The sequence below is a fragment of the Bdellovibrio sp. genome, assembly GCF_036384735.1.
In the GTDB taxonomy this organism is placed as follows: domain Bacteria; phylum Bdellovibrionota; class Bdellovibrionia; order Bdellovibrionales; family Bdellovibrionaceae; genus Bdellovibrio.
Genome location: NZ_DASVLT010000043.1, coordinates 1 through 15,130, shown reverse-complemented (window position 1 = coordinate 15,130; position 15,130 = coordinate 1). Strand labels below are relative to the sequence as shown.

Here is a 15,130-nt window from a genome sequence, read left to right as displayed (position 1 = left end):
AGTTGGTTACTGCAAATTAGTATAATAACAATTTCTCGGCGGATCAAAGAGCAAAGGAGAAAATTCTCGTGAAGAACCTTTACCAACTGACAACCTTTGTGACGGTCATCGCCGAAGGCAGCATGACAGCAGCGGCAGACAAACTTTATCTGACTCAGCCGGCGGTCAGTCAGCAGATTCGAAACCTAGAAGAAGATCTAGGTGTCGAGCTTCTTGTTCGCGGTGTTCGCCAAATTAAGGCCACCCCACAAGGAGAAGTCCTTTACGAATACGCGAAAAAGATTATTCATCTGACTCAACAGGCAGAGATCGCGATCAAATCCATAGGGAATCAGATGAAGGGACAACTTCGCATTGGAACTTTGAACTCAATTGGTTTGCAACTCATGAGTCCGATCGTGGCTCGTTTGATGCGCCATAATCCAGAGCTCAGTTTGAAAATTGAGTACGATCGCGGTGAAGAACTGATCAAGGCCTTTAAGAAATCTTTGTACGACATTATCATATTGCCTGACGCAAAAACGGAATTTAACGCTGAGGTTGAAAACAGCGAGCAAAAATTCCTATTGAAAGAAGAGATGTGGCTTGTCGGCTCCAGTAAAGACGAAAAAATGCCACAACAAATTCAATCCAAAGATTTGGGAGCATTCCCACTCGTCAATTTCACAGACGAATTTCCGCACTTCAACAGTCTATTGCAGGAAAAGCTTGCAGGAGCGAGCAATAGCACCGCGATCTTTGAATCATCAAACGTAGGTACTTTAAAGCGCGTGATTGAGTCAGGATTGGGATGGGGATTCCTTCCAGCACATTCCATCAAAAAGCAAGTTCGTTCGGGTCGTTTGAATCGTGTGTACGTCAAGGATCTGCATTACGAGTTGGACTTGATGTTCTATTATAAGAAAAACTCCGAGAATAAGGCATTGGTCGAGGTCTTCTATCAAACGCTTTCTCAACAAGAAAAAGCTTAGGGATCTTGGTCGAGTTTTAATGCTACATTCGTGTGAACACTGGGGATTTTGTCTCTAGGGAATTAATTAATTTTCCGAATATTTCTTCAATTGAAAAACCGGAATTAAGAGGTCCCTCCATGAAGAAGCATCACTCTATTCAAGTGAAACTTTCTGTACCAATTATTCTTATCGCCTTGTTCGTTTTTGTGGCGATGAATTTCCTTGTGGCGCAGAACAGTTTGAAGACAGCCAAAGAGGAAGCCGTCAATAAAACTGTGGCAACAGCCCATTCTTATGCGAATGAAATGCGTCTTGAAATTGATAGGGGTTTCGATGTTGCGCGCACGATGGCTCATCAGTTGTCTGCATTCAAAAATCACGGTTACACATCTCGTGAGCCTATTCATGAGGTTTTGAAAGAACTTCTTCAGCAAAATAAAAACCTTGTCGGCACGTGGACAGGGTGGGAGCCCAATGCATGGGATGGAAAAGATTCCCAATATGCAGGTACACCAGGTAATGACCAAACGGGGCGTTTTGTTCCTTACTTGAATTGGGAAGGTGGCAAGGCTTCTTTGACTCCGCTTCTTGGTTACGACAAGCCAGGTGACGGTGATTATTACCTCATTCCTAAAGCTCGAATGAAAGAGTCATTGATCGAACCCTATTTGTATAAAATAGACGGTCAAATGGTCTTAATGACCTCAACGGTTGTACCAATCATCCATGACGGCAAATTCCTTGGCGTGGCCGGCGTGGATTTGTCATTAAAAGATGTTCAAAAGAAAGTGGCCGCTATCAAACCGTTCTCGACTTCGGAAGCCTATCTTCTTTCTTCTGGAAATCACTATGCCTCTCATCCTGATGAAAAGCTCATCACTCAAGAAGCAAAGTTTCCGTTCGAGCCAGAGAAGTTCAAAAAGGCTGTGGCTGATGGAACAGAGCTTGTCATCACAGGAATGGATCCACAGGTCGGTGAAGACTGTCTTTTCGTGGTGACTCCGATGAAGATCGCTGAAACCGGCGAGACATGGACTTTGATGATCCGTACACCTATGAGTACGGTGATGGGACCTGCGCGCACCATGGTGTGGACCCAAGTGATCATCGCTATCATCGGAACTTTGATTTTGCTGGTAGCTGTTCAGCTCATGGCGAAATACATTGCGAAATCAGTGGGCATTCTTTCAAATCGTTTGCATCAATCCGGCGAGCAAGTGACCTCGGCAATTCACCAATTGTCCCAAGCGGGGCAAAACTTATCTGAGTCAGCAAGTGCTTCCGCGGCTTCACTGGAAGAGACAGTTGCTTCCTTGGAAGAAATGTCTTCCATGGTTAAAATGAATTCAGAAAATGCAAAGCAAGCAGCGGCCTTATCATTGGCCTCTTCTGATGCTGCGGTTCGTGGTGAGGCTGAGATGACAGAGCTTATTCAGGCGATGAGCGAAATCTCCGATTCATCGAAAAAAATCGAAGAGATCATTAACGTGATTGATGACATCGCTTTTCAAACAAATTTGCTGGCCCTTAACGCATCAGTGGAGGCAGCAAGGGCCGGCGAACATGGTCGTGGCTTTGCGGTTGTCGCGGAAGCTGTTCGTACCCTGGCGCAACGATCCGCGGTGGCAGCGAAGGATATTACTTCCTTGATCCAAGAATCAGTGGCGAAGATTGATCGCGGAACAAAAAAAGCTGACAGTTCTGGTGAAGTTTTGAAATCCATCGTGTCTTCGGTGAAGAAGGTGTCTGATTTGAATCTAGAAATTTCTACGGCCAGTGAAGAGCAATCTGCTGGTATTCATCAGATTTCTAAAGCCATGAACCAATTAGATCAAGCAGTTCAAACAAATGCCGCGTCTTCAGAGGAAATCGCAGGCACAGCAAGTGAGATCAGTGACCAGGCGACTATCATGAAAGCAGCCACTGAAGAATTGAATTTGTTTGTCTATGGAGAAGCAAAAAAAGAACCGCACGACAAGAATGCGGTTTTGAGTCTTCCGTTAGAGGAATCTTTGCAAAAAGCGGTTTAGAAAATCACGCTGTCCGGCAGTCCAAGGCGGGCAGCGATAATGCGAACAATCTCGCTGGCAGTTTCCTCCAAGGCGCGTTCTGTGACATTGAAGACCGGCCAGCGACGATTTTGTTTAAAGACCGATTCCGCATATTCGATTTCCTTCGCAATATTCGACATAGAGGCATAGGAGCCTCCGGGATCTTGACCAAATTTTTCAAGACGGCTTTTGCGAATTCTTTGTAGTGATTCCATATCAATAATCAGTCCCACGACACGACGCTGATCGATCTTAAAGAGCTCTTCAGGCAGCGGTGTGTTCAAGACCATCGGAACATTGGCGACTTTCCAGCCTTTGTGGCTTAGGAAAATTGACAGCGGCGTTTTGCTGGTGCGGGAAATTCCCACAAGCACGATGTCGGCTTTGTCTAGTTCAGCAAAAGTTTTGCCATCATCATGTTTAACTGTGTATTCGATAGCCTCAATGCGTTTGAAGTATCTTTCATCTACGGCCCGTAAGGCGCCTACGGCAGACTCTGAGTGCTCGCCAAAGAACGTATCCAAAGTGCCATGAAGAGGACCCAGCAAATCAAAATAAGGAATTCCTTTGCCCGACGCAAATTCGCGAATTTTGTTGCGAAGAGTTTCGCTGGCAACAGTATAAACCAACATTCCACGGCGCTCGAAACACTCTTCGACCACGGCCTCTGCTTGCGCTTCCGTGCGTACGTTCTTGCAGCGAATGATATTGATATCTTTTGTTGAGTATTGAACCGAGGCGGCGCGAATCATCGTCGCAGCAGTTTCGCCTGTACTATCTGAAAGAATATAGATTGTATAGGTTTGTTGGTCGCTCATCAGTCAGCAAATCCATTGATTAAAGCGCGGCGTACATTTTCGATATGCTCTTTCAACCAAAGATCCGGAAGACTAGAAAGAAGAACAAAAGCAAAATCCGGAGTCACTTTGATAAGCAAGCATGAATCGCGATGTTGCGGATCTAGATGTTGTAAATTCATTTTTTGCAACAATGAAGACGCGTCAGTTTTTAGAACAGTCATCAAGTTCACAGCGGGAAGCTTCAATACGTTTTTAGAATTATTCTTCAGAAGCTCTGTCACGCCTTTATGAAAAGCCGCTTGAGCCTTCCACTCGCTGTCGTTGTTTTCCAGCAAAACACCCGCATCAAATAGCATCGCAAGGCGAGAAAAGACGACGATAGCGCGATCGATATGATCCTCAGGCAAACCTTGCGAAATGCCGCGAACTAAAGCTTCATCACGAGAGACTTCAAATTCTTTTCTGAGACGTTCGTGTTCTTCCGAGTTGGGATCGAAATCATTTTCTAGGAAAGACTGAAGTCTTTTTTGAAAATGAGTGATCTTAGAGGCTAAGGCTTGTGATAGTTTTTCCATAAACGTTCCTTTGCTGGTCTGCAGTTCGGTTTTGCCGAAGTAGGTCAGCTTTACACTTCGATTCCTTCGAAGTGCCATACTCTTCTATTCTGACGGGGAAACTATCGTTTAATCAAGCACCACAGTGAATTCTTCGAAGCTTGAATTGCGCACCCAAGACTGCTGGAAGTTCCCAGCACTTTGTCCAGGTGGCAGGAATATGCGAAGAGTCGGCTCTTTGAGGCCATTCCAAATTTGGAAAACTTCTTTGCTCCATGACGACATGTCCTCGGCCCATGGCAGAACCACAACCCACTTATTGGGAAGAAGTTGTTCAGAGGCAATCATCAAAGGGGCTTGCGCAGAAACCGGGCGATAAAACTTTTCAAGCTCGGTTTCTTTAAGAACTTCATTCACAAAGGCATCCGTCTGCGCATGCTTATGACGAGACGATTTGCAGATTTGAAAATTCAGATACCAGTCCAGGCGTGCCGTCCATTGGGACTTTTCCAAGTGAGGGACAATCCACAGATCCGATCCGGGATTAAATGCACTCGCTTGGGAAAGCACGCTCATGGCCATTAGTTCACCTTGCTCACTTGATCAAGAAGACCGTTCACAAAGCTGGCTGATTCAGATGTTCCGTATTTTTTCGCGATCTCAACGGCTTCATTGATGGCGATATTTTCTTTGATCGGTTCAGCAGCCAATTTCATTTCGTACACCGCAACGCGAAGGATATTGCGATCAATTGTCGCCATACGTTCGACTTTCCAGTGAGCACTAGATGCTTGAAGCTTGCTATCAATAGCAGCTTTGTTTTTAAGCACACCATTGATCAATTGATCAGCATAATCGATCACATCTGGATCGAAGCTTTGTTCAAAAACCGCTAGAAAGGTTTGGATATTAATCTGAGGTGCGAACTCAGTTTGAAACAGGATTTGTAGCGCGAGTTCTCGGGCTTGGCGTCTTGCTGTCAGTTTCATGGTTTGGCTTTTTCTCGCTTTCAACAAAGTTCATCGCAGTAAGGCTTAATTGTGGATTACTTGCATCGACAAAATCAAGCAGTTCGGCGTCTTCAAGTGTCTCCACAAATTCTTGAACGTCTTTGAAGGTACGATAAACGCTGGCAAAACGGATGTAAGCAACGTCATCAAGTTGCTTCAGCTCCGCCATGACCTTTTTGCCGATCAAGCGAGAGGAAATTTCGGATTCCCCGCGGTTGATCACCCAGGCAGAAATTCTTTCCACCACGGCGTCTAGTTGAGCCAGGCTGACAGGGCGTTTTTGAACTGCGGCCTGCAACCCTTTAGAGATTTTTTCTTTCGCGAAAGGCTCGCGGCGTCCGTCTTTCTTGATGATGAACGGGTACGCCAGCATGATTGTTTCCACAGTAGAGAAACGAGCCTTGCACTCAAGGCATTCACGACGGCGGCGAATGCTGCCATCTTTCTGCACTCTTGTATCTAGAACTCTGTCATCGGCGTGGCCACAAAATGGGCATTTCATGATTGATCTTCCCCGGCTAAATTAGGACGGAGAGTATGGATCAGGCTCTTTCGAGTCAACGGACAAGGGTTAATTGCCCAATGCGTCATGGACTTACTTGACCAGGTAAAAACCAGGTATGATAAAGCCGTTAAATCCCCTTTCAAAAGAGGTGCGTGTGAAGACGACGATTTCTGCAATTTTGCCCCTGATTTTCCTAGGCTTCTTCAGCTCGGCGGCTATGGCTCAGAACCAACCTCGTGTAGGTCGTGATGCCGCTGCAAAATATTTTCAAAAAGGCAACTCGGACGATTCGGGATCAGGCTCCCAAGTTGCCGGAGTGAGCGATCACTATTTAGCGATCTCTTTCGGTCGATACGTTTCCTCACAATCTTACGATTGGGGTAAAGACGGCCAACAAAACGGGGTCGGTGGAAATGGTTTGGATGTCACTTACCGCGTGGGCGAGTGGTATAAGTCCATGGATTTGAATTTGCGCATTGGTTACAACGAATACGACGTTGGCGGAGAGGACGCGAGCAAGCTTTCATTCATGCCGATGATCACCTTCCCAGATGCGAGCTCTCGCTTTCCGCTTTACTTCGGAGCGGGTGCTGGCCTAGGGGTTTTCTTGAAGCAAGCTCACGATAAATCTCCTCTGTCTTTCGACTACCAATTGGTGGTGGGTGCGAGATTTTTCGATATCTATGAAAACACTGGATTCTTCATTGAGGCCGGGTTAAAGAACCATCTTCTTTTAACTAGCTCTGGTCAATTGAATGGAACGTTCTTGGCCGGCGGCCTTGTATTTACATTCTAGAAGTTATGTTCTAGCAGCACGTTCTAACAGGATACATTTTGAAAATTCATAGACATCTCGTAGAAACAGTTATCACAGCTCTGGAAGAGGTTTTCCTCGACGATAAGTATGCTGATAAAGTGATTCAAAGAAATCTGAAAGCTCACCCCAAATGGGGCTCCAGAGATCGCAAGTTTTTCGCTGAAACAATTTACGAAGTGGTGCGCTGGCATCGCTTGCTAGAATTCATGGCGGGGGCCGACGATGCTTGGCGAATCGTGGGTGTGCAGTGGTTGCGCCAAGGTTTTGACCTGCCTCCATGGGAAGAATTCAAGGGTCTTGATTACGACTACATCCGCCGCATGGAAAAAGAAGCCGCTGGCAATTTCGCGGTGGCGAATTCTATTCCTGATTGGATGGATGCTTACGGTCGCAAAGAATTGGGCGATAAAGAGTGGGAAAAAGTTGTTCCCGCGTTGAACAAGCCCGCTGAAGTTTTCTTGCGCGCTAATGCTCTGCGTGCGACGGCTGACCAAGTCATCGATGCTTTGAATGCCATCGAGATCAAAGCTGAAAAGGTAAGCCCGGATCTTCCTTACGCTGTAAAATTAAAAGAGCGCAAAAACGTTTTCATCACAGAGCCCTTCAAAAAAGGCATGTTCGAAGTTCAAGATGCGGCTTCGCAAATGGTGGTTCCATTGTTAGGAATTGAACCTGGCATGCGCGTTGTTGATGCATGCGCCGGTGCCGGTGGTAAGTCTTTGCACATGGCTTCGTTAATGAAGAATAAAGGTCGTATTATCTCTATGGATATTCATGACTGGAAATTGCAAGAACTGAAGGTGCGCGCCCGCCGTGATGGTGTGGACATCATTGAAACTCGTTTGATTGATTCTAGCAAAGTGATCAAGCGTATGGCTGAACAAGCGGACCGCGTGTTGCTTGATGTACCATGCTCTGGCATGGGGGTTCTTCGTCGTAATCCAGATACAAAATGGAAGTTGACCGCAGAAGAAATCGAACGTTTACATGGTCTTCAGTATGAAATTCTGACGAGCTATTGTCAGATGACGAAGAAGGGTGGGGTGTTAGTTTACGCCACTTGCTCGATTCTTCCTTCAGAAAATGAAAAGCAGGTTGAGAAGTTCATTGCTGAGCACGGTAAAGATTGGACTCTGGTAAAACAGATTCACACACGTCCTGATCGCGAAGGCTTTGACGGATTCTTTGCGGCTGTTCTTAAGCGCAACGCCTGAGTGCCAACTAATCTAACAAAAGGTAAAGATGACGTGTTACCAATGATTGGTAACACAATGCATTTGCATTGAAATGTAAAAAACGAACTTGATACAACTTCTAGCCAACATAGGAGGGGTCCATGGTTCGTTCTTTCATGTCTTGTCTTTTGGTTTTGGGAATGACGTCGCCTGCATTCGCAGTTGATAAAACATATTTTCAGATCAAAAAGGTCACTGTTAAAGAAGTTGCAGATACAGGTGCATCCACATTGGCTGCGACGGGCTTAGTTCAGGATTGCAGTTCAAGCCGTCCGCTTCTTATTTCTCGCACGGGCGATCCAGTGGTTGTTTCATTAAGTCCGATTGATCAGCTTCAAGTTTGGGTGGATCAAATCATCAACATCGGTAAAAAAATCTGGGCTATTGTTGAAGCTGGCAAACCTGTTGTGAACGTACAAATGACAACAGCAAATGCTCTTCCTCGTGGTGTGACTTGCTGGACAGATATGTCTGGTTGGTCTGTACCAAAATCGAAGTCATATCAAGTTCAATACGAAAATGCTTATGGCATGACAGTTGTTGATTTCACTTACCGTGTGATGTTCACAGCGAACGGTAATGTGGACGGCATCGGCAAATATATCACGAACGCAACATTTGTTCCTGCAAACTTGAGTGTCGCATGGGGCTTTAAGTTCGATGCGACTGCGAATGTTCCGGCGGTATTCAATCAAGGAACAAAACAAGATCCGAATGCGGGTATGCAGATGAACATGCAATGGCGGGTGGATTCTCCATTGGCTCATGAAGAATCGACAGAGAGTTACTTCGTTACGGGCGATAACAAGCTCATTGAAATGAAGTAGGACCGCCAATAACAAAAGGCCTGCAAGAGCAGGCCTTTTTCCTTTCTATACGAAGAATACATCAAAAGAATATTTTGATGCCTGACCTGATTCCCGTGCGATCTGTGGTCGACTCTGTCGTCGAAGATGCAGGGGTGTTTTTCTGGTTCTCCTTATACCAGGCTCCGAAAACTCGCAGGGCTTTAAAGTCTATAAAGAGTCCCGCTTCGGAGTAGTCTCCCTTCACATCACCTAAGTTATCGTCGGTGGTGGGAAGGAAATAACGATACTTGCCATCAAAACCAAAGTACTTCGTGAAATATAATTGCAGCTCTACTTGGGCGAGTTGCTGCACCATGCGATCTGACGTTCCTGTGGTGGTTATGAATTCGTGAGTTCGCAGACCATAGGACAAAACTAACGAGCTATTCTGGATCGAGTTCCCGAAAACCCGCAAATTAAAGAGCCCGGTGGTATTGGTGAAATTTTCAGCAGAATTGTGTTCGTACTCTCCAGTTAAGCCCACTAATTGGGCATAGGCAGAGACTTCTCCCGCGAAAGAAGTGTGGGAGGTCGGGTCTGAGCCATCATGCAGGTCTGTTTTGTAGCTCAGATAAGAGGCACCGAGCATAAATTCGAATGGCGAAGGGGCATTGGAGGACAACCACATATCCATCATACGACTGCGATCTTTAATCGCCAGCCAATCGGAAAGGGACCAACGGCCTTTTTCGCGGTCCGCAGCCCTTTGAGTGAAGTCATATCCTGTGAGCCAATCCGTCTTAGCCAACGCCGGAGCAGAGGCCAAAAAGAGGATAATGCACGACAGAAGCAGGGATGAAATTCTGGACATAGTCCCATTTTCTCGCTTAATTGGTGCATCGTCTAAAAAATCCCGTGTTGATACAGGGAAAACGTCTCAAAGCGTTGCAAAACGCTGTAAGAAGGATGGGCTGTGGTTCACGATTTAGATCCTTTCGCACTCAGAATTTCCGGCGACTTCGGTGTTCGTTGGTATGGTTTGTCTTACATGATGGGTTTTATTTGTGCGTACTTGATGATCAAGTGGTTGGCGCGCAGACAACGTGCGGGTTTGACTCCGCAAATGGTGGGTGACTTTGTTACCTATGCAGCCATCGGTACTTTGGTGGGCGGTCGTTTGGGTTATGTGATTTTCTATGGACCCGATCTTTTCACTAAGTTCAAATCCACATTCCCGTTCTGGGGAGTCCTTGCCGTGAACGAAGGTGGGATGGCGAGCCACGGTGGTATGATCGGTATCGTGGTTGCGGCTTTGCTGTTTGCACGTAAGTACTCTGTGAATGCTCTTTATCTTTTTGACCTTGTGGCAGTCTCAGGGCCGATCGGAGTGTTCTTTGGTCGTATCGCGAATTTCATTAACGGGGAATTGGTAGGACGTCCTTGTGACCCTTCATTCCCATTGGCGGTAAAATTCCCGCAAGACATTTACTTGTGGCCGTCCCAAGAATTCGGTCGCATGAATGATTTGGCTTCCGTGACTGAAAAAATCGGTGTCAGTCGTGAAACTTGGCTCGAGCTTCTTGGTAAATTCCGTTTTGATCAAAATGCGCGTGATCAAGTTTATGCTATCATGAACAAGATCATCGAACAAATTCAGTCGGGCAACACGGCTGCGAAAGAAGCCATTGCTCCTTTGTTGACACCTCGCTATCCGTCTCAGCTTTTTGCAGCTGTAGGGGAAGGCTTACTAACGTTCTTGATTCTTTTCTTATTATGGAGAAAACCACGCAAGCCTGGATTTATCGCAGCCACGTTTGTCTTGATTTATGCAGTCGTGCGTATCACAGACGAATATTTCCGTATGCCTGACGTGCAATTGGGTTTCCGTTGGCTAGGACTGACTCGCGGTCAGTGGTTAAGTATCACGATGTTCGGCGTTGGTTTGATTTTGATGTTTGTATGGACTCGCGCAAGTTCGCTGAAAATCCCTGGCTGGGGACGGGGACAATCAATTAAATTAAATCGCAAATAATTTTTTAAAAAGGGCCCTTTCGGCCCTTTTTCTATAAGATCGTGAATTCGTAGTTGGCGAGATCCGCACGTGCAATTGTTGTTTGCTCGCCCGAACCAAAGTTTTTGATCGTGACTTGTTTGTTTTCCACTTCAGAACCACCCAAGATCAGAGCATAGTGTGCACCCAATTTGTTGGCCTTCTGCATTTTCTTACCCATCTTGCCTGAAAGAATATTTTCAACTTTCAAGTTACGACTGCGAAGTTCGTGAGCAACTTTAACGCCCTCGTCTTCACCTTGATCGTCGGCTCCAATCACAGCAATCAAAACTTCTTTCTTTACCGCAAGCTCTTTCGGAGTCAGATCAGCCAGACGGTCAATGCCCGCAGCCCAACCAACACCCGGAGTTTTCGGTCCTCCCATAGTTTCGATCAAGCCATCGTAGCGACCCCCGGCAAGAACGGTTCCCTGCGCGCCCAATTTTGAAGTCGTGAATTCAAAAACAGTGTGGCAGTAGTAATCAAGACCGCGCACCAAGTGATCGTTCACTTTGTACGGGATGCCCAGACGTTCGATGCCTGCCAAAACTTTTTTGAAGAATGTTTGCGAGGTTTCGTTTAAATACTGTTCAAGTTTCGGTGCAGTTGCGTTCAATTTTTTATCGCCCTCATCTTTGGAATCCAAAATACGTAGAGGGTTTTTCTCTAGACGCATTTTTGAATCTGCAGACAATTGGTCTTGGTGAGCCGTGAAGTATTGCACCAAAGCATCGCGGTAGGCGGCACGACTTTCTGTATCGCCCAAAGTGTTGATCTCAAGAGTGCAATCCGCAGAAATACCGATTTTTTGCAAGAGGTCCCAAGCAAAGCTGATGCACTCTACGTCGGCCAAAGGGGATTCATAACCTAGACATTCTGCGCCTAATTGATAGAACTGACGGTAGCGGCCTTTTTGAGGTCTCTCATAACGAAACATCGGGCCCGAGTAATAAAATTTTAAAGGAAGGTTGTGACTCATGCCTTCCGAGATAAAAGCACGAGCTACACCGGCTGTTCCCTCAGGTCTTAAAGTGAGGCTTTCGCCGCCACGGTCTTTAAAGTCATAAGTCTCTTTATTTACAACGTCGCTAGTTTCGCCCAAAGTGCGATGAAAAACGTCAGAAAATTCAAAAATCGGAGTTTCAATTTCCCCGAAACCGTAAAGCAAAGCTTTCTCGTAGGCTGATTCTTCGACAAAACGGAAAACAAGACTGTCCTCTGGAAGAAGATCCCTTGTGCCTCTAACTCTTTGAAGTTTTTCACTCATAATTTTCTGACCTTTTGTTCGTGCCTCTAGATAGGCAAAACTGGTTATATCAGACACGCGTAATAGAGGTAAAGCTATTGCTTTTAGGGTGGCCCGGGTCTTTAATAGAAGGATATGAAGAATTGGGTTTTGGGTGGCATTTTCATCTTGGCCGTGGTCCTTGGCGCCGTGATTTATCAGAACATGGGCGGGCACTCGGCACAGCTTTCTGGGACAGAAGTGGACTGGAGACTTCTAAGCGAGATGGATTACATCACCGGCCACGGTACCAAGGAATTGGAAGCCCTGAATGGCAAGCCCGTGAAAATTCCAGGCTTCATGGTTCCCCTTGAAGACAATCAGCGCGACGTGGTGGAGTTCTTACTTGTGCCGAATGCACAGGCCTGCATCCACGTTCCACCGCCGCCGCCGAATCAGATGATTTACGTGAAAATGAAAAAAGGAACTCAAGCGGTTTCAGAGCCGATTTGGGTGTACGGAATTTTTAATATCGTGACGAAAAAATCAATGTATGGCGATGCTTCTTTTGAAATCATCGGCGAGGGTGTTGAGCTGTACAAATAACAAAGGGAGACCTTTATGTTTAAAGTACTTCTATTCTCTGTGTTGGCGTTTGCGGCCCGTGAAGAGAAAGCCCATGTTCATGGCGTGGCTAAAGCGGCCCTGGCTTTCGAGGGTAAAACTGGAAAAATTGAAATGAGTCTGCCGTCCTCGGCTATTTATGGCTTTGAGTACATGCCAAAAACGGCCAAAGATAAAAAAGCCAAAGAAGCGGGCCTGCAAAAACTCGAAGACAAGATCGCAGAGATGTTTGTTTTGGATCCCTCGTTGAAATGCGAGATCAAAAAAGAGATCTTTGAGGTCGATCAAAGAGAGAATCACAGCGACATTGATGCTGAATTTCGCGTCAATTGCGAGAAATCCCCTGTGGGGACAAGTGTAATGGTTAATGTTGCCAAAATTTTCCCACGCATTAAGACAGTTCAGGTTGACGTAATTGCCGAGGGAGTTCAAAAATCTCAAGAAGTGAAGACAGGCGGAGAAAGTATTGAACTCAAGTAGCGCCCTTATTGAAATTCGAGATTTACAGTTCACCTATGCGGGACAGCAAAAACCGACACTGGTGATTCCCGAATTTTCGGTTCAAAAGGGCGAAGAGCTCTTCTTGTATGGTCCCAGTGGTACAGGCAAAACCACTTTGCTTGAATGTTTGGCGGGAGTTTTAAAGCCTTCTCAAGGCAGCGTTCGAATTTTGGGTCAGGACCTAGAAAAAATGAGTGACGCCGACCGCGACGCATTCCGTGCTGAAAACCTGGGATATATTTTCCAAAGCTTCAATCTGATTCCTTATCTTTCGGTTCGCGAGAATATCGAATTGCCCTTACATCTGAGCCCTGCACGTCGCGCTCGCTTAGGTGGTGTCGATAACGAAATGGTGATCCGCGCTTTGTGCGGAAACCTGGGTATCGGTGATCTTCTTGAAAACAAAGTGACCGAATTGAGTGTGGGACAGCAACAACGCGTGGCTGTGGCCCGTGCGTTGCTGGGAAAACCGGCTTTGTTGCTTGCGGATGAGCCGACATCAGCACTTGATACCGATCACCGCGAGAAATTTTTGAAATTGCTTTTCGAGTTGGCTGAGCTCTATGGAACGACTGTTGTGTTTGTCTCCCATGATCGCACCATTGAAAAACTCTTCTCTAGATCTCTTTCTTTGCAAACTATCAACAGGGCCGTGTGATGGTATTCTTAAAGCTAGCACTTAAATCTTTAAAGAATAGAGCTTTCGCAACGATCTTAACGGTGATCTCGATCGCCTTGAGTGTGGCCTTGTTGTTATCCGTAGAACGAGCGAAACGTGCGGCCGAAGAAGGCTTTACACAAACGATCTCGAAAACAGATTTAATCGTGGGTGCGCGCAGTGGTTCTTTGCAGTTGCTTTTGTATTCTGTGTTTAACATGGGAACAGCTACTAACAATGTCAGTTGGGAAAGCTATCAAGACTTAAAGAAGAATCCTGCCATTGACTGGACGATTCCTTATTCCCTGGGTGATTCTCATCGCGGCTTCCGCGTTGTGGGAACGGACGAGAACTTCTTTACTCATTATCACTATCGCGGCAATCATGGTGTTGAACTTGAGGAAGGACACGGACTTCAAGGCCTTTGGGATGTTGTGATTGGATCGGATGTTCAACGGAAGTTGAACTACCGTTTAGGCGATAAGATTATTATTTCTCATGGTGTGACTCGTGGTGAGGCAATCCTTAAGCATGACGACAAGCCTTTTGAGGTTGTCGGCGTGATGAAGCAAACGGGGACTCCGTTAGACCGCGCGGTTTATATTAGTCTTGAGGGCATGGAAGCTTTGCACATCGATTGGCAAAACGGCGCGATGCCGACAGCTGACAAGGTAATTCCTGCTAGCAAAATTAAAAAAGAAGATTTGAAAATTCATGCGATCACAGCGTTCTTTGTGGGGGCGAAATCTCGCTTGGACGTTTTGAAAATGCAAAGACAGATCAATGAATACAAGGACGAACCTTTGATGGCAATCATCCCAGGGGTGGCATTGTCTGAACTGTGGGGCGGTCTTTCTTACGCAGAAAATGTTTTGCGTATCGTTTCGTGGATGGTGGTCGTTGTTGGTTTCATGGCAATGTTGATCGCACTGACGACGACATTGAACGAGCGTCGTCGCGAGATGGCGATCTTGCGTGCTATTGGAGCCAGACCCAATCAAATTGTGGGCTTGTTAGTCTTTGAATCTGCGATGCTGACGATTTGCGGAATCGTTTTAGGCATGGCTGTTTCCATCGGTTTGATGGAGGGCTTGAAGCCTTGGCTTGAATCAGAATTTGGATTGTATCTTGCGGGACCTGCTTTGACCTCGGTGGAAGTGTACTTCATGTTAGTGACTTTCATTGGTGGAACATTGATTGGTTTTATCCCCGCACTTCGCGCGCAAAAGCTTGCATTGAAAGACGGCCTTAGCGTTCGTCTTTAGGAGTTCCCATGGCCTATCACGTCCACAGCGACAAACCTTTCTTTGAACTTGTTATTGGTGACAAGGCCTACTCTTCGTGGTCGATGCGCGCATG

General features: G+C 46.2%; 17 protein-coding genes. 10 read left to right on the top strand and 7 right to left on the bottom strand.

All coding sequences use genetic code 11. The annotated features are described in order from the left end of the window. Positions 1–68 precede the first annotated feature (68 nt). Together VF412_RS11955 and VF412_RS11950 are read left to right on the top strand one after the other, a co-directional pair. Entirely contained in the window at positions 69–971 is a 903-nt protein-coding gene (locus VF412_RS11955) for a LysR family transcriptional regulator (protein ID WP_331339477.1), read from the top strand. Positions 972–1,090: 119 nt separating this feature from the next. Next, on the top strand, positions 1,091–2,983 hold the full coding sequence (locus VF412_RS11950) for a methyl-accepting chemotaxis protein (RefSeq protein ID WP_331339476.1): 1,893 nt from the start codon (positions 1,091–1,093) through the stop codon (positions 2,981–2,983). On the opposite strand, the gene VF412_RS11945 is transcribed toward VF412_RS11950, so the two are convergent. From VF412_RS11945 to nrdR, 5 genes are all read right to left on the bottom strand, one after another. Further along, on the bottom strand, positions 2,980–3,822 hold the full coding sequence (locus VF412_RS11945; RefSeq protein WP_331339475.1) for a pyruvate, water dikinase regulatory protein: 843 nt from the start codon (positions 3,820–3,822) through the stop codon (positions 2,980–2,982). The two genes, VF412_RS11950 and VF412_RS11945, sit on opposite strands and share 4 nt — an antisense overlap. Beyond that, on the bottom strand, positions 3,822–4,379 hold the full coding sequence (locus VF412_RS11940; protein ID WP_331339474.1) for a GTP cyclohydrolase: 558 nt from the start codon (positions 4,377–4,379) through the stop codon (positions 3,822–3,824). Before VF412_RS11940 ends, VF412_RS11945 begins: the two co-directional genes overlap by 1 nt. 108 nt (positions 4,380–4,487) lie before the next feature. Further along, positions 4,488–4,940 (bottom strand): hypothetical protein, encoded by a 453-nt coding sequence (locus tag VF412_RS11935; protein ID WP_331339473.1) that lies wholly within the window; start codon positions 4,938–4,940, stop codon positions 4,488–4,490. Beyond that, positions 4,940–5,347, bottom strand: a complete 408-nt coding sequence (nusB, locus tag VF412_RS11930) for a transcription antitermination factor NusB (protein ID WP_331339472.1) — start codon at positions 5,345–5,347, stop codon at positions 4,940–4,942. The genes VF412_RS11935 and nusB overlap by 1 nt, the downstream gene beginning before the upstream one ends. After that, positions 5,286–5,870, bottom strand: a complete 585-nt coding sequence (nrdR, locus tag VF412_RS11925; protein ID WP_331339471.1) for a transcriptional regulator NrdR — start codon at positions 5,868–5,870, stop codon at positions 5,286–5,288. The genes nusB and nrdR overlap by 62 nt, the downstream gene beginning before the upstream one ends. 118 nt (positions 5,871–5,988) lie before the next feature. Here nrdR and VF412_RS11920 point away from each other — a divergent pair, with 118 nt between their 5' ends. The 3 genes from VF412_RS11920 to VF412_RS11910 all read left to right on the top strand — a co-directional run bounded on the left by VF412_RS11920 (position 5,989) and on the right by VF412_RS11910 (position 8,752). Continuing rightward, positions 5,989–6,669 carry a hypothetical protein gene (locus tag VF412_RS11920; protein WP_331339470.1) on the top strand — a complete coding sequence of 227 codons (681 nt, stop codon included), beginning with the start codon at positions 5,989–5,991 and terminating at the stop codon, positions 6,667–6,669. A 38-nt stretch (positions 6,670–6,707) separates the two neighbouring features. Beyond that, complete coding sequence (locus tag VF412_RS11915; protein ID WP_331339469.1) at positions 6,708–7,904, top strand: RsmB/NOP family class I SAM-dependent RNA methyltransferase; 1,197 nt, start codon at positions 6,708–6,710, stop codon at positions 7,902–7,904. 122 nt (positions 7,905–8,026) lie between these two features. Beyond that, positions 8,027–8,752, top strand: a complete 726-nt coding sequence (locus tag VF412_RS11910) for a hypothetical protein (protein WP_331339468.1) — start codon at positions 8,027–8,029, stop codon at positions 8,750–8,752. Positions 8,753–8,813: 61 nt separating this feature from the next. On the opposite strand, the gene VF412_RS11905 is transcribed toward VF412_RS11910, so the two are convergent. Then, a complete protein-coding gene (locus tag VF412_RS11905; protein WP_331339467.1) occupies positions 8,814–9,584 on the bottom strand; it encodes a hypothetical protein in 771 nt (256 codons plus the stop codon). Positions 9,585–9,686: 102 nt separating this feature from the next. On the opposite strand from VF412_RS11905, the gene lgt reads away from it, so the two are divergent. Beyond that, positions 9,687–10,745, top strand: coding sequence for a prolipoprotein diacylglyceryl transferase (gene lgt / locus VF412_RS11900; RefSeq protein ID WP_331339466.1), 1,059 nt, complete (start codon positions 9,687–9,689; stop codon positions 10,743–10,745). Between the two features lie 31 nt (positions 10,746–10,776). On the opposite strand, the gene hisS is transcribed toward lgt, so the two are convergent. Beyond that, complete coding sequence (gene hisS / locus VF412_RS11895) at positions 10,777–12,030, bottom strand: histidine--tRNA ligase (protein ID WP_331339465.1); 1,254 nt, start codon at positions 12,028–12,030, stop codon at positions 10,777–10,779. A gap of 114 nt (positions 12,031–12,144) precedes the next feature. On the opposite strand from hisS, the gene VF412_RS11890 reads away from it, so the two are divergent. The 4 genes from VF412_RS11890 to VF412_RS11875 are packed head-to-tail and all read left to right on the top strand — an operon-like array spanning position 12,145 to position 15,036. Next, positions 12,145–12,594 carry a DUF3299 domain-containing protein gene (locus tag VF412_RS11890; RefSeq protein WP_331339464.1) on the top strand — a complete coding sequence of 150 codons (450 nt, stop codon included), beginning with the start codon at positions 12,145–12,147 and terminating at the stop codon, positions 12,592–12,594. 15 nt (positions 12,595–12,609) lie between these two features. After that, complete coding sequence (locus tag VF412_RS11885) at positions 12,610–13,092, top strand: ZrgA family zinc uptake protein (protein WP_331339463.1); 483 nt, start codon at positions 12,610–12,612, stop codon at positions 13,090–13,092. Beyond that, positions 13,079–13,771 (top strand): ABC transporter ATP-binding protein, encoded by a 693-nt coding sequence (locus VF412_RS11880; protein ID WP_331339462.1) that lies wholly within the window; start codon positions 13,079–13,081, stop codon positions 13,769–13,771. Before VF412_RS11885 ends, VF412_RS11880 begins: the two co-directional genes overlap by 14 nt. Further along, positions 13,771–15,036, top strand: a complete 1,266-nt coding sequence (locus VF412_RS11875) for an ABC transporter permease (protein ID WP_331339580.1) — start codon at positions 13,771–13,773, stop codon at positions 15,034–15,036. Before VF412_RS11880 ends, VF412_RS11875 begins: the two co-directional genes overlap by 1 nt. Positions 15,037–15,130: the final 94 nt, after the last annotated feature.